The 14,795-nt window shown below is 64.8% G+C and carries 13 protein-coding genes and 1 tRNA gene; 12 read left to right on the top strand and 2 right to left on the bottom strand.

Going from position 1 to position 14,795, the window contains the following annotated elements:
* Positions 1-40 precede the first annotated feature (40 nt).
* Together HEQ16_09190 and HEQ16_09195 are read left to right on the top strand one after the other, a co-directional pair.
* Positions 41-412: a hypothetical protein gene (locus HEQ16_09190; GenBank protein MCO4054211.1), complete on the top strand. Its 372-nt coding sequence runs from the start codon at positions 41-43 to the stop codon at positions 410-412.
* A 127-nt stretch (positions 413-539) separates the two neighbouring features.
* Complete coding sequence (locus HEQ16_09195; GenBank protein MCO4054212.1) at positions 540-1,757, top strand: LL-diaminopimelate aminotransferase; 1,218 nt, start codon at positions 540-542, stop codon at positions 1,755-1,757.
* Between the two features lie 42 nt (positions 1,758-1,799).
* On the opposite strand, the gene HEQ16_09200 is transcribed toward HEQ16_09195, so the two are convergent.
* Entirely contained in the window at positions 1,800-2,306 is a 507-nt protein-coding gene (locus HEQ16_09200) for a DUF1993 domain-containing protein (protein MCO4054213.1), read from the bottom strand.
* A 145-nt stretch (positions 2,307-2,451) separates the two neighbouring features.
* On the opposite strand from HEQ16_09200, the gene HEQ16_09205 reads away from it, so the two are divergent.
* The 7 genes from HEQ16_09205 to HEQ16_09235 all read left to right on the top strand — a co-directional run bounded on the left by HEQ16_09205 (position 2,452) and on the right by HEQ16_09235 (position 9,554).
* Positions 2,452-2,940 carry a hypothetical protein gene (locus tag HEQ16_09205; GenBank protein ID MCO4054214.1) on the top strand — a complete coding sequence of 163 codons (489 nt, stop codon included), beginning with the start codon at positions 2,452-2,454 and terminating at the stop codon, positions 2,938-2,940.
* 45 nt (positions 2,941-2,985) lie between these two features.
* Positions 2,986-4,308, top strand: a complete 1,323-nt coding sequence (locus HEQ16_09210) for a homoserine dehydrogenase (GenBank protein MCO4054215.1) — start codon at positions 2,986-2,988, stop codon at positions 4,306-4,308.
* A 136-nt stretch (positions 4,309-4,444) separates the two neighbouring features.
* Entirely contained in the window at positions 4,445-5,356 is a 912-nt protein-coding gene (locus HEQ16_09215) for a hypothetical protein (GenBank protein ID MCO4054216.1), read from the top strand.
* A gap of 2 nt (positions 5,357-5,358) precedes the next feature.
* A complete protein-coding gene (locus tag HEQ16_09220; GenBank protein ID MCO4054217.1) occupies positions 5,359-5,838 on the top strand; it encodes a hypothetical protein in 480 nt (159 codons plus the stop codon).
* Positions 5,835-7,892 carry a hypothetical protein gene (locus tag HEQ16_09225; GenBank protein ID MCO4054218.1) on the top strand — a complete coding sequence of 686 codons (2,058 nt, stop codon included), beginning with the start codon at positions 5,835-5,837 and terminating at the stop codon, positions 7,890-7,892. The genes HEQ16_09220 and HEQ16_09225 overlap by 4 nt, the downstream gene beginning before the upstream one ends.
* Positions 7,893-8,144: 252 nt before the next feature.
* Positions 8,145-9,140 (top strand): class II fructose-bisphosphatase, encoded by a 996-nt coding sequence (glpX, locus tag HEQ16_09230; protein ID MCO4054219.1) that lies wholly within the window; start codon positions 8,145-8,147, stop codon positions 9,138-9,140.
* Positions 9,141-9,233: 93 nt separating this feature from the next.
* Positions 9,234-9,554: a hypothetical protein gene (locus HEQ16_09235; protein ID MCO4054220.1), complete on the top strand. Its 321-nt coding sequence runs from the start codon at positions 9,234-9,236 to the stop codon at positions 9,552-9,554.
* Between the two features lie 7 nt (positions 9,555-9,561).
* Here the strand turns inward: HEQ16_09235 and HEQ16_09240 are convergent, their stop codons facing one another.
* A complete protein-coding gene (locus HEQ16_09240; GenBank protein ID MCO4054221.1) occupies positions 9,562-10,788 on the bottom strand; it encodes a coenzyme F420 hydrogenase in 1,227 nt (408 codons plus the stop codon).
* Between the two features lie 121 nt (positions 10,789-10,909).
* Between HEQ16_09240 and recJ the strand changes: the two genes are divergently transcribed.
* The 3 genes from recJ (at position 10,910) to HEQ16_09255 (ending at position 14,790) form a co-directional block, all read left to right on the top strand.
* A complete protein-coding gene (recJ, locus tag HEQ16_09245) occupies positions 10,910-12,700 on the top strand; it encodes a single-stranded-DNA-specific exonuclease RecJ (protein ID MCO4054222.1) in 1,791 nt (596 codons plus the stop codon).
* A gap of 149 nt (positions 12,701-12,849) precedes the next feature.
* Positions 12,850-12,924 (top strand) — tRNA-Glu (locus HEQ16_09250).
* Between the two features lie 96 nt (positions 12,925-13,020).
* Positions 13,021-14,790 (top strand): hypothetical protein, encoded by a 1,770-nt coding sequence (locus tag HEQ16_09255; GenBank protein MCO4054223.1) that lies wholly within the window; start codon positions 13,021-13,023, stop codon positions 14,788-14,790.
* Positions 14,791-14,795 lie beyond the last annotated feature (5 nt).

Raw genomic sequence — 14,795 nt, forward strand, 5'->3', positions numbered from 1 at the left:
TTAACACTGGCCGAACCATGTTTGACAGTCGGGAAAACGGATGAGCCGCATGATCCAGCTTTCAGGACAGTACTTGCCGCGCGGCGCCGCGCTTTTTCTTCTCCTGGCCGCGCTCGGCGGATGCGGCGACGCCAACCTCGTGCGCGACGCAGCGCAAGGCGTCGGCCTTGCGGGCCGCCCGAGCGAGACGGCGGATTTCGTGCGCTCCAGCCGAGCCGATGCGCCCTCCGGATTCATGGCGGTTGGCGTCAGCGCCCCGCCCCGGGCCGGGCCGCGGCGCAGCGCCGCCGAATTCCGCGCGCTTGAGGCCGGGCTTGAGGCCGATAAGGCGCGGCTTGAGGCCGAGGGCGCCGCAGCGCGCCAGGCTGGCGCAACGCCTCCGGCGAAACCTCCCGTGCCTGTGCAAGAGTGACCGATTAAATCGGATGATTTCCGTATATAATTGCGTTCGCAGGCTGCTTTGCCAATGGTAAAGCAATTTCATGCAAATTAACGGGGCTGGCGCCATGGGGCGCGAGCGACCCAAGGAGCACCACCCCATGGACTTCCACCGGATCAAGCGTCTGCCGCCATACGTGTTCGAGCAGGTCAACAAGATCAAGGCTGCCGAACGCGCCAAGGGAGTCGACATCATCGATCTGGGCATGGGCAATCCTGACCTTCCCGCTCCGAAGCATGTGCTGGACAAGCTGGTCGAGACGGTCGGCAAACCGCGCACCGATCGCTACTCCTCGTCCAAGGGCATAGCCGGGCTGCGCCGCGCCCAGGCCAATTATTACGAGCGCCGCTTTGGCGTGAAGCTCAACCCCGACACGCAGGTCGTGGCCACACTGGGCTCCAAGGAAGGCTTCGCCAACATGGCGCAGGCCATCACGGGTCCGGGCGATGTCGTGCTCGTGCCGAACCCGAGCTACCCGATCCATGCCTTCGGCTTCCTGATGGCGGGCGGCGTCATCCGCTCCGTGCCGGCGGAGCCGACGCCGGCCTTCTTCCCCGCGGCCGAGCGCGCCATCATGCACTCGGTGCCCAAGCCGATCGCGCTGGTGGTCTGCTACCCGTCGAACCCCACTGCCTATGTCGCCAGCCTCGATTTCTATCGCGATCTCGTGGCCTTCGCGAAGAAGCACGACATCATCCTGCTCTCGGACCTGGCCTATGCGGAGGTCTATTTCGACGATGCCAATCCGCCGCCCTCGATGCTGGAGGTGCCGGGCGCCGTCGATGTGGCCGTGGAGTTCACCTCAATGTCGAAGACCTTCTCCATGGCCGGCTGGCGCATGGGCTTCGCGGTCGGCAATGAGCGGCTGCTCGCGGCGCTGACGCGCGTGAAGTCCTATCTCGATTACGGCGCCTACACGCCCATCCAGGTTGCGGCTGCGGCGGCGCTCAATGGCCCGGATGACTGCATCCGCGAGATGCGCGCGATCTACAAGACCCGCCGCGACGCGCTGGTGGAGAGCTTCGGCAAGGCCGGCATCGAGATCCCGGTGCCGCAGGCCTCGATGTTCGCCTGGGTGCCGATCCCGGAGAAGTTCCGCCATCTCGGCAGCCTGGAATTCTCCAAGCTGCTCATCGAAAAGGCGGAGGTGGCCGTAGCGCCGGGCATCGGCTTCGGCGAGCATGGCGATGATTACGTCCGCATCGCCATTGTCGAGAACGAGCAGCGCATCCGCCAGGCGGCCCGCAACATCGGCAAGTTCCTCAAGACGGCCGACGCCACGCTGCACAACGTCATCGGCATCAAGAAGGCCGGCTGAACGCCGGGGAGGGCGCGGGACCGCTGGCCCCGCGCCGCACTCTCAGGCGCTGCCGAGATAGTCGCGCTTGCCGATGGGCAGCCCGTTGTGGCGGAGCAGCGCATAGGACGTGGTCAGGTGGAAGAAGAAGTTGGGGTTCACCCAGCGCACCAGATAATCCGCGCCGGTGAAGCTCATCTCGTTGCCCGCCACCTTGATGGTCACGATCCGGTCCTCGCCGCCGTCGATGGCGGAAGCGGGGATGCCTTTCAGCAGATCGATCACCTTCTGCACGCGCGCCTGCAATTCGGGGAAGGTGGTTTCCGTGTCGGGATGGCTGGGCACCTCCATCTGCGCGAGGCGGCTGGCGCCCGCCTTCGCCATGTCGCAGGTGATCTGAACCTGCCGCACCAGGGGGAGCATGTCGGGGTAGAGCCGCGCCTGGAGCAGGGCGTTGGGGTCGATCCGCTGCGCCGTCGCGTGAGCCTCGGCCTTGGTGAGGATAGCAGCCAGCGCGGTGAGGCTGTGGATGAGGACGGGAACCGAAGCGGCGTGAAGCGACAGGGACATGGGAAATCCTGAACGGGAGGGTGTGGGTCAGCGCGCGGAGCAAGAGCGATCGCGCGGCAAAGGTCAAGCCTCAAGCGCCGCCAGCGCCGCGCCTTGCGTCCCTGCCTCGCCTTGACGCGCTCCGGCCGGCATGCGACCGGGCGCCATGACCAGCCTCAAGCCTTCCCCTTCGAAAGAGCCTTCCCCTTCGAAAGAGCCTGCCCCGCGCCTGCTCCCGCGCCTCGTGGCGGCCGCGTTCGCCATCACGATCGTCGCGCTCGGGCTCGCCTCGTGGGACATTGCGCGGGGCAGGGCGCCCGAAACCGGCTCGCCGATGATCGTGGCGCTGCTTCAGGAGCCGGACAACAGGCTGTGCAGCCGCGATGTGGCGCGCACCATCGCGCCCTTCCTGCGCCCTGGCATGGCGCGCGACCAGGCGCTCGCCGTGCTCGCCGCCGCGACCGTGACCCCGCCGCGCCCCTGGTTCTGGCGTCCCCGCATCGAGGATGCGGTGACGGCGGGGGAGGGCGCGATCGGCTTTGTCCGCACCATCCGCTACACCGCCTTCGGCAACCAGACCCTGCGCGGCGAGGTGAGCCTCGCTGAGGGGCGCGTCGCGGTCGTCACGGCCCGCCTTGTCTGCGCGCTGGGCTGAGCCGGCGGGTTGACTTCTGCCCGCTCCGCATGCGACCGGGCAGGCATGAGCACGCCCCTTCGTCTGGGCGTCGCGGGCCTCGGCACCGTCGGCGCTTCCGTCATCGAGATCATCAAGCGGCAGGAGAATGCGCTGGCCTCGCGCTGCGGACGAACCGTGCGCGTGGTGGCCGTCTCTGCCCGTGACCGGAGCCGCGATCGCGGCATCGACCTGTCGGGCTATCGCTGGTTCGATGATCCGGTCGAGATGGCGCGCGATGCCGGCATCGACTGCTTGGTGGAGCTGATGGGCGGCGCCGATGGCCCGGCCAGGGCGGCCGTGGACGCCGCCATCGCCGCCGGCAAGCATGTGGTCACCGCCAACAAGGCGATGCTCGCCAGCCACGGCCTCGCCCAGGCCAGGGCGGCCGAGAAGGCCGGCGTCGCGCTCGGCTTCGAGGCGTCCTCGGCAGGCGGCATTCCCGTGGTGAAGACGCTGCGCGAGGCTCTGGCGGGCAACACGGTCACGCAGATCGCCGGCATCCTCAATGGCACCTGCAACTACATCCTCACCCGCATGGAGCTTGAGGGCCTGACCTTCGCCGATTGCCTCAAGGACGCGCAGGCTCTGGGTTATGCCGAGGCTGACCCGACCTTCGACGTCGAGGGCTTCGACACCGCGCACAAGCTGGCCCTGCTCACGGCCCTCGCCTTCGGCACCGAGATCGATGCCGACGCCATCCATGTCGAGGGCATTTCCAAGATCACGCCGCTTGACCTCAGGATGGCGGATGAGCTGGGCTACCGCATCAAGCTGCTCGGCGTGGCGGAGCGCACCGCCGCCGGCCTCGAGCAGCGTGTGAGCCCCACCATGGTTCCGAAATCCTCCGCCATCGCGCAGGTGATGGGCGTCACCAACGCCGTGACCATCGACGGCGACGCCGTGCGCCAGCTCACGCTGGTAGGCCCCGGCGCGGGCGGCGGCCCCACAGCCTCCGCCGTGGTGGCCGACATCGCCGATATCGCGCGCGGGCTCATCGGCGCGCCCTTCGGCCTGCCGGTCGAGCGGCTCGAAAAGCCGGTCCGCGCCCCCTCCCAGCGCCATGAGGGCGGCTATTACATCCGCCTCTCCGTGCTCGACCGGCCCGGCGCCGCCGCCGGCATCGCCACCCGCATGGCCCAGTCCGACATCAGCCTCGAAAGCATCGTGCAGAAGCGCTCGGATGAAGCCGCAAGGCAGGACCCCAAGGGCCGCTCGGGCCAGCCCGTGCCCGTGGTGCTGATCACCTACGCCACCACGGAGGCCGCCATCAGCCAGGCCATCGCCCAGATCATGGCCGACGGCCACATCTCCGAGCCCCCGCAGGTGATCCGGATCGAGCGGGATTGAGGGGGTAGCGGCAGCGTTGGGGCCGGTTACAGACTGGCAGATCTTGGTCGCGCGAGTGCGAAAGCAGACATCGCTCCGGTAAATCCTCTTGCAGCGTAGACTTCCCACACTAAGCTAATGTTAAGGGGGCAGTAGCATGGGCTTTAGGCGCGCGTGGAAAGGCGATGAGTGGCAGTCGTTCGCGCTGCAACTGGTCCAGCGCCGCCATGGCCCGGAGAATGTCCAGATTGTCCCGGATTCCGTCCGTGGCGACGCCGGCTTGGAATTTTTCACCACGAACGGCTGCCTATACCAATGCTATGCACCGGAGGAGGTTGCGGACGTCAAGAAAGCCGCCAGCGCGATGAAGGCGAAGGCGGGTCGCGACCTTCCCAAGCTCTCGAAGAACAAGGACAAGATCGAGGCGATCCTGTCGGGCATTGCGGTTAATCGATGGATTCTGCTGTGCCCGTTCCTCGACAACAAGGAGGTGGTCGCCGACGTGCGCAATCGCGGAATTGCCATAAAGGGCCAGAGCCTTAGCTTCCTGGCCGACGACTTCGAAGCTCTGTGCCATTCGCAAGAGGATTTTGCCGGCGAGATCGAACAGCTCAAAGCACTATCTCTTGGCCCGCCCTTGAGTGTCGATATGCCGTCGCCGGCGGACGTCTCTGCCGTCGGTGAGTCCTCGATCGGAACGCGGATCGACGAGAAGCTCGGACGAGCTTATGGTTCCGTCGCCACAGCGCGGCATATCGCCGTGCGGCGGGATGCCTATGTTAAGGCACATCTTTACCGCGAGAATGCGCTCGACCAACTGCGTCAGAACCATGCGATGCTTTGGGAGCGCGCCTATCAATCGGTCGAGGCGGAAGAGACCCGGCTGATTGCCGTTGGCGGTAGTTCGACCCTCCCCGCCGAACAATTGCAGAGCAGCACCCGGGCGATCGAGGAATCGCTTACGAAGGCGCTACCTACGCTTCAAGCTGGCGTCGTCACTCAGATCGCTTTGGGGACCGTTAGCGACTGGCTGATCCGCTGCCCGCTCGATTTTCCGGAAGCGGGCTGATCGTGGCTGAGATAGATATTGCCAATCGTCGTTTCTCATTTCGACGCCGTCCGGTCCCGGTTCCTGGCGATCTGCGCATTGCATGGCGCGTCGCCCTCATTATGGCGATGCTGGGAAGCTCGCGCGCTAATCGCGCATCCCTGGCCAAACTCCACATCATCAACGACGCCATTCGTTCGAGTCAGCATGACAGGTTGAAGACGATCCTGTCCGGCACCCACGCCGCAGTGCCGTGGAATCTCAGGGTTGAGCCGGCATTCGCCCGCGCAGTTGATTTTGTCGTTGGCGAGAAAATGGCCACCTGGACCAAGGCAAGCGGCCGGGCGGCACTTCAACTCACCAAGACCGGCATCGATGCAGCAGCAGCCGTGATGGGTGTCGAGGATGCGCTGGTCGAGGAACGAGTTGCCGTTGCCGAACTGGCCAAGCTAATAACCGAGACTAGGGTGGGCGCGCTCCTGGGCGAGAAGGTGCGGGCATGATCCAGCTAAGGCATCTGCGCCTGCGTTCTTTTACGGCGACGCGTGCCTTCGGCGCCGACATACCATTCGAAGTCGGCCTCAATGTCGTCCAAGCGCCGAATACATCTGGGAAGTCGACCTGCTTGCAGGCCATAATTTATGCGCTCGGTCTGGAGCGGTCGCTTGGCCCGCAGCTTACTGTTCCGCTTCCCTATGCGATGCGCGAGCAAATCCACCAGTTTAAGGAAGACCCCTATGATCTTGTCCTGCAATCCTATGTCGAGCTTGAGATCGCAAACGCGCAAGGCGAGATCGTCGTGCTCCACCGCGATGTCGTCGGCGACAAGAGCACGAAGCTGATCCAAACTTGGAACGGTCCGTCGCTGAGCTCAGAAATTCCGCGCGGCAAACAACGCGATTACTTTGTTCTGGATGGCGGATCAGCGACAAACGAAAGCGGCTTTCACGCATTTCTCGCGCAGTTCCTCGGCTGGGATTTGCCAATTGTCGCCCGCTATGACGGAACGGAATGCCCGCTTTATCTCGAGGCAATTTTCCCGATGCTCTTCGTCGAGCAGAAGCGAGGATGGTCCGCGATCCAAGGTCCGTTCCCAACCTTTTTGCGCATTCAGGATGTTGCAAGGCGGGTCATGGAATTTCTGCTTGATCTGGAGACTGCGAAAAACCGAAGGCGGCGTGCGGAATTGAGGGCGGCCATCTCAGATCTGCTGGGGCGATGGTCGGATCGTCGCAAGAGCCTGGAAGAAGCAGCAGCCCGAGTAGGCAGAATTAGGGGGCTTGCCGTTCAACCGAGTGCAGAGTTTGCAGCGGCGCCGACGCTTGACCTACAGCTTTACTATCAGGGCGAATGGATCCGGCTTGCCGATGTTCTGCAGATCGCCTCTGGCAGAGTGGCCGAGCTTGAGGCCAGTCAAGTCGAATCCGTCGAGCAGGCCGCGCCGGACGTCCAAGCACGCCTAACAGACATTCGGTCACAATTCGACGTGCTGTCGGCAGTCCTAGAGGCGGTCCGGGGCGAACACAGCGCCGAAACGCAGGACAATGCGGCGCTCGAAGAGAGGGTTGCCGCGCTTGAGACGGATTTGAAGCGCAATCAAGATGCACAAAAACTGCAGCGCCTTGGGTCTGAACTTGGACGCGCAGCGTCGGAGCATGTTTGCCCGACGTGCCATCAGGATGTCTCGAACGAACTGTTGCCGACCGTCGACAGCGTGGGAATGGCGCTCGATGAGAATATCGTGTTCGTCAAATCTCAACTCGAACTCTATCGCTCCGCTTTGCTCAATTCGCGCGAGCGGTTGCAGGAGATCGCCGCGCGCTATCGGGGGTCCGAACGGGATCTGCAGGACAAGCAGCAGCAATTGCGGGTGCTTCGTCAGGAACTGATGCGGCCCAGTGCCTCGCCGTCGCGCGCAGCGATCGAGGAGATTGTCCGGCTTCAGGCCTTCATCGACCGTTTAGAGAGCATCGACGAGCTTGCGAACTCGCTGTTGGACGAACTCAGAGAGATCGCGTCCGAGTGGGCACTAGCAACGAGCAATTTGAGGCAGCATCCGGTTGACGAACTAACCGTGGCCGACAAACGCAAGATCGAGCATCTGCAAACCGCTATCCGCCGTCATCTTGACATCTATGGCTTCCGGTCGTTTCAACCCGGCGAGATCTCTCTGTCACTCGACAATTTTCGCCCTCTCGTGCTCCGCGACGATAACGGTGAAACGATGGAGAAGGAAATCTATTTCGAGATGTCGGCGAGCGACGCAATTAGGCTCAAATGGGCCTATTACCTAGCCTGCATGGAATTGATGCGGGATTACAGCGTGAATCATCCTGGCTTGACGATCTTCGATGAACCCGGCCAGCAGGAAGTGGAGTCGTCCAGCCTTTTCGAGTTTCTGCGTTCCGCATCGCAGTCGGCTCAGAATGGACAGCAGGTCCTTGTCTCTACATCGGAGACCTATGAAACTGTGAACTCGCTATTGGGCGACAGAGCTAACATTGTGAGCTTTGCCGGGTTCATCTTGCAACCGATCGAGACCGGCTCCGCCAACTGATGTCGAATCTCGGGCGCGCGAACCAGTCAGGTCAGGAGGTTGAATAACTAGCGAAAATGGAACGGCGAATGCTGATCACTGCACCGATCAATCGGCAGCTTTCGCGAGCACCGCCAGACTTGCCGAAGCTCCGGAATGAGGGCGCGAAGCCGCCCCCGTGCTTGACGCAAACCTTCACCCCCTTCCCCTCGGCACCCCCCTCCGCTATGGGCTTTCCCCAAACAAACCACATTGCCCTGCGAGGAACGGCCCATGACTGACCTAACGATTCAATCCGGCCAGGTGATCGAGCGCGTTCTCTCGATGGAATTGGTGCGCGTCACCGAGCGGGCGGCCGTGGCCTCCGCCATGCTGCGCGGCCGCGGCAACGAGAAGGCCGCCGACCAGGCCGCCGTGGACGCCATGCGCCGCGAACTGAACAAGCTGCCCATCGATGGCGAGATCGTCATCGGCGAGGGCGAGCGCGACGAGGCGCCGATGCTGTTCATCGGCGAGAAGGTCGGCAACAGACGCGGCCCCAGGGTCGACATCGCCGTGGACCCTCTGGAAGGCACGACGCTGTGCGCCAAGGACATGCCAGGCGCCATCGCCGTGATGGCCATGGCCAATGCCGGCACGCTGCTCTACGCGCCGGATGTCTACATGAACAAGATCGCCGTGGGGCCGGGCTATGCGCGCGGCGTGGTCGATCTTGACGCCTCGCCGGAAGACAACATCCATGCCATCGCGCGCGCCAAGGGCTGCAAGCCCCATGAGGTGACGGCGCTGATCATGGACCGGCCCCGCCACGAGGCGCTGATCGCCGCCGTGCGCAAGACCGGCGCCTCGATCCGCCTCATCACCGATGGCGACGTGGCCGGCGTGATCTTCACAACCATGCCCGAGAAGACCGGCATCGACATCTATCTCGGCATAGGCGGCGCGCCCGAGGGCGTGCTGGCCGCAGCCGCGCTGCGCTGCGTCGGCGGCCAGATGCAGGGCCGCCTCATCCTCGACACGCCCGAGAAGGCCGAACGCGCCTACAAGATGGGCGTGCTCGACCCCCACAAGAAATACGACATGTCCGAGATGGCCTCCGGCGACGTCATCGTCTCCGCCACCGGCGTCACCGACGGAGCCCTGCTCGCCGGCGTGCGCATGGGCAAGGACGTGATCGAGACCGAAACCATCGTCTATCGCTCCATCACCGGCACGGTGCGCAAGATCCATGGCGAGCACCGCCAGTTCGACAAGTTCAAGCTGGATTGATCGCCGTCCGGGCGCCGGCAAGCTCCGGGGCGGAACCAGAATGCGCCTGCGCGTCTTCTGTCAGCAAAGGCGGGCCGGATCATGGAGGCGAGGGTGCGGATTCTGACGGCAGCGCGGGCCATGGCGCTGATCGCCGCTGGCCTCGCCACCGCTGCGCCCGTGAAGGCGCAGGTCATCCCCACCATGCCGCCATCCCCGCTCCCGGCCTATCCGCCGCCGCGCACCGGCGTCATCGCGCCAGTGTCGCCGGTCGCGCCGCAGGTGCAGCCCACGGCGCCCGATCCGTCGCCGCCGATTTCGCCGCAGATCAGGCCGGGCGGTGGCTCGGCGCGCTACAATTCGCCGATCTGCCAGCTCCCGCCCGCCAGCCAGAGCCCGGATTTGCGCACCTATTGCCGCACGCTCGGCCCCTGAGCGGCCCTCACGGCCTGAGCCCGTAGCGCCTCACCAGCGCCCAGACATGGGACGGGATCATGTAGCGCGCACGCGCAGGTTGCTCGCGCTGGAGATGCACCACCGTCTCGACGGCCTTCATCTCGACCCGCGTGCGTGCGAACTCCAGCCCGCGCGGGCCGAACCTTGGCATCAGCCAGCCCACGATGGGCCGCAGCCAGTCCGGCATGCTGCGCAGGGGCAGCCCGCCGGCCGCGCGCTGGACATTGGCGAGGAAGCCCTTCACCGCGCCTTCGCGCTTGCCGGCGCTGCCGGGGCTGGACAGCGCCACCTCATCGCCGAGCAGATCGAGAAGCGCCTGTCCGCGCTCGTTGCGCACGATGAGCCACTGCTGGCCTTCCCCGCCCATGTAGCCCACCGTGATGTCGGCCAGCACATTGGTGTAGTCGACGCAGGTGCGGCAGGTGAGCGGAACGAAATCCCGCGGCAGCTTCGAGATCGGCAGTTGCAGGAAGGGCACCTCACGGGTCCGCCCATCGCTGAAGCGCAGCTCGACATGATAGTCCGCGCGGAATTCGAGATAGGTGATCGTCTCGGGCGCGGCGTCGAGCAGTTGCAGGAAGACATGGAAATTCTCGGTCGTCGTGTTGTCCGAGCAGGGCGTGCCGATGACGTAGAGCCGCTCGAAGCCCAGCTCCGCCTCCAGCGCGCGCAGCGCATAGACCTGGCAGGGTATGCCGATGATGGCGAGGCGCTTGTGGCCTCGCGCCCGCGCAGGCTCGAGCAGCGCGAGCAGCGGGGCATAGCCCATGCGCATGCCCCGGCATGAGGCGAGGTCCGCCGCCTTCGTCACGAGCACGGGGACAGGCCGCCAGGAATCCTCGCTGTCCGGCGCCATGGTCAGCACTGCGTCCACCGCCCCGCTCTCGAGCAGCCGCTCGGCGATGCGCGTGGTGATGCCGGTCCATTGCGCGCCATGCGCAGGGCGCCGCAGCGCAGCCCTGTGCATCCGCGTGAAGGGTCCGAAATGCAGCTCGTCCGGACGCGCCGGATCCCGCGCGCGCCCATGCACGGCGGCTTCCAGCGCCGGATAGTCGGGCCGGATGAACTGGCAGGCCCGCCCGCAGCGCTTGGCGTCGACCATGCGCGAGACCCCGCAATCCGTGCACAGAGAACGTGGCTCCGGCTCCGCCAGAGGCGGGGTCCATGGACCGGCGGGCGAGTGCAGGGAGGGCGGGGCTTCGATGGGCTGCATGGGGGGCAGCTCCTTCAGCTGCGACCGCACCATGGCCCGATCAGCCGTCCCCGTCACCTTGGGATGTTCCGCAATGGACATGCGCCCGCCCGGACCCTCGCGAATCGCGTATGGCAGGGCCATGTCATCCCACCCGTTCATCCTCGGCGTGAGCCGCTCGGCCCTGGGCCGGCCCTGGCGCCAGCGCCTTGACGGGCCGGGCCTGGCGCTGGCCGAGCGGCTCGTGCAGGTCGAGGGTCTCGGCGATACGCTGGCGCGGGTGCTTGCGGCGCGCGGCGTCGATGGCCCGTCAGTTCCCGCCTTTCTCGAGCCGCGCCTGCGCGACCTCATGCCTGACGCCTCGACGCTGACCGGAATGGATGCGTGCGTGGCGCGGCTGGCGAAGGCTGTCACAGCGGGCGAGCGCGTGGCGATCTTCGGCGACTATGACGTGGACGGCGCCTGTTCGAGCGCGCTGCTGTCGCGCTATCTCGCGGCCGCCGGAGCCCGGCCCCGCATCCACATCCCCGATCGCCTGATCGAGGGTTACGGCCCCAATGTCGAGGCGGTGCGGATGCTGGCCGATGAGGGCGCGACGCTGCTGGTTGCGGTGGATTGCGGCACCACGAGCCATGAACCCTTCGCCGAGGCGCATCGGCTGGGGCTCGATGTGCTCGTCCTCGACCATCATCAGGCGCCAGTGGAGCTGCCGCCGGTGGAAGCGCTGGTCAACCCCAACCGCCAGGATGACCTGTCCGGCCTGGGGCATCTTTGCGCCGCGGGCGTCGTCTTCATGGCTCTGGCCGGGCTGGCGCGCAGCCTGCGCGGCCTGGGGCGACAGCCGCCGCTGGACCTGATGGGCGAGCTGGATCTCGTGGCGCTCGCCACCGTGGCCGATGTGGCCGCGCTGACGGGGCTGAACCGCGCCTTCGTGCGGCAGGGACTTGCCGTGGCGCGCCGGCGTTCGCGCCCGGGGCTCGCGGCGCTGATGGACGTGGCCGGCCTTGGCGGCCCGCTGGAAGCCTGGCATTTCGGGTTCCTGCTCGGCCCGCGCATCAATGCCGGGGGGCGCATCGGCGATGCCTCCCTCGGCGCGCGCCTGCTGACGCTGGACGACGAAATCGCGGCGCGGGACATCGCGGTGCAACTCAACGACCTCAACCGCGACCGGCAGGAGATCGAACGCGCCTCCGTCGAGGAGGCTCTGGCGCAGACCGAACGGGATTTCGCTGCCGCCGGCGAGCAGGCCGTGATCGTGGCGGCCTCGCCCGACTGGCATCCCGGCATCGTCGGCCTCGTCGCCTCCCGGCTGAAGGAGCGCTTCCGCCGCCCGGCCTTCGCCTTCGCGCTGGACGGGCAAGGCGGAGGTGCCGGCTCGGGCCGCTCCGTTTCCGGCGTCGATATTGGTCGCGCCGTGCGCGCCGCGGCCGAGGCCGGAATCGTCGTCAAGGGCGGCGGCCACGCCATGGCGGCCGGAGCCACGCTGCAGCCTGGCGGGCTGGATGGTTTCGCCGCCTTCATCCGCGCGGCGCTGCTGGCGCAGGTCGTCGCGGCCGAGGCGGGCGACGCGCTTTTCGTGGACGCGAGCCTCGCGGCAGGGGCTGCCACGCCGCGCCTTGTCGAGGAACTGGCTCAGGCAGGGCCTTTCGGCGCTGGTTCTCCAGAGCCCACCTTCGTCTTCGCGGCGCACCGCATCGTGGATGCCCAGGTGCTCGGCGCGGCCGGCCATGTGCGCCTCAGGCTGCGCGCAGGCGATGGCGCGACCGTGGGCGGCGTCGCCTTTCGTGCGGCGGAGCAGCCGCTGGGGCAGGCGCTGCTGGCTGCACGCGGCCAGCCTCTCCATGTGGCGGCCACCTTGTCAGTGGATCGCTGGGGTGGCGGCGAGCGCGCCGAGCTGCGCATTCTGGATGTCGCGCCGCCGCTTCCAGCGTGACGGCGGGCATGGCCGGGCCAAAGCCTGCGGCGAAAAATCCCGAGTTGGCAAAAAACCGGGGCGGGAGCCGGATTTCGGGCTTGCCCCCGTCACGAGCCGCTACTATACCCACGCTGCTTCGCAGGGGCGCCTCGCTCCTTCCCAAGCCCGCGCCCATCGTCTAGCGGTCAGGACACGTCCCTTTCACGGATGAGACCGGGGTTCGATTCCCCGTGGGCGCGCCATTTCTGCTTTCCAGCGGAAAAACCTCAAATCTTTCAATGTTTGCAGCCTCTTGAGCCGTATTGAACTTCTGTTCAATGCATAACATGATGCATAACATGACCGATGATGAGATGATTGCAAACCACATCGTGATGCGCCGGGGCGTCTGCCAATATGTCAGGCGCGTGCCGGAAGATCTGCGTGCCGAGTTTCCATTTGCCCGTATTCAGAGGAGCCTCGGGACGCAAGATAAACGCAAAGCGCGGGAGGCTGCACTCGAGCTGGACCGCAATTGGGAGCGCCGTTTTGCCGAAGCGCGCATCAGAAAAGGCGTCGGCAGCGATGACATCGGCGGTATTGCCCGCATCGATACGGCGCAGTGGACGTGGTCGGATTGGGAGGCACTGGCGCTTTGGCTTAAACTGACGCTTGCGAATGACGACTGGCAAGTCCGCTTGACCGGCGCTCCGGGCCGATTGCTTGGTGCCAACGCCGATATAAAGTCCTTGCCATGGCGCGATGACGAAACGGTCAAGCAGCACATTGCGCGTGGACGTGTTCTCGCCAAAATGACGGTTGGAGCCTACACCTCGGACTGCGTTGGCGATGTCCAAGCCCATATCCGCAGGCTTGGCGTGATCATCTCGCGAACAGACCCTCATTTCGACCGTTTCATGGCAGCCTGCATGGCTGCTGAATTGGCCTATCTCGACATCTTCAAACAACGAGAGGGGCGGATTGGAGGCCTTGATCAGCCTCACCCTGAAACGGTTCCAGGCCCATGGCGGCAGGCTCGTGCCGAGCCAGCAACAGCAGTGCCGCCAAGCCCAGTCGTGCGGCACGCCAAACAAACAGCAGACACAGAAATAACACTGGCTGGGAAGACCCTGGCAGATTGTCGCGCGAAATGGGTTGAGAACCGTAACAAGGTCAAGAAGAAGGTCCGCCCGTCTCATCTGCGCGAAATGGATTCGGTTATCGCTGCATTTGAGGTCCAGGCGAAAGTGCGTGACATTGGAGCCATTCGCCGCCGCCATCTGCTCGCGTTCCGCGATCATCTGTCCTCGACGACAGATTATGCTGCTGGAACGATCAACAAGAAGATCGGTTTCATTTCCAGCTTGCTCGGCACCGCACTGAATGCAGGTTGGACCGAGACATCACTTGGCGGAAGCCTCTTTCTCGAGGTCCCGCAGGATGAAGGAGGTCGGGAGCCCTACAGCAATGATGAACTCGCAACCATCTTCGCGTCCCCGACATTCACCACCGGATATCGTAACAAGCAGGTGAAAGCCTGCGGTGAGGTGCAGTTCTGGTTGCCCCTGATCTCTTGCGTGCATGGCATGATCTCGTCCGAGATTCTGCAGTTGGGGCCGGATAGCTTCAAACCACATCCGGATGCGCCACAGATTTGGTGTATGATAGTGACCAACGCAGGTGATCGGCGGATCAAGACATTAGCGCGGCAGCGCTGGGTCCCAATCCGAAAAGAACTGCTCGACCTGGGCTTGCTCAAGCTTGTGGAAGCCGCGCGCTCTCAACAAAAGCGCTTTATCTGGCAGGTTCTCAGCGAGCATGGCGACGATGTCGAGAAGGTCTCGGGATATTTTTCATCCTACTGGTCGAGGTTCAGTGATCGGAAATTGATGATCCAGACTGAAGGAACAAGCCTGTATTCTTTCAGGCACGCTTTTCAGGATGCGCTCGCCGCCGCTGGCTGGCCTGAAGAGGTCAAGAAAGCTCTGATGGGCCATGCCGAAAGTGGGATGACCGGGCGCTATGGCACCAAGAAAAAGCCAAGAGTTGTCGACATCATCGAGATGAACGAAGCTATCCAGAGCCTGAAATGGGCATTTATCGGTAACGTCAAAAATCTGCATGGGTGAGTATA

It is taken from the genome of Bosea sp. (in: a-proteobacteria) (assembly GCA_023910605.1).
Classification (GTDB): domain Bacteria; phylum Pseudomonadota; class Alphaproteobacteria; order Rhizobiales; family Beijerinckiaceae; genus Allobosea.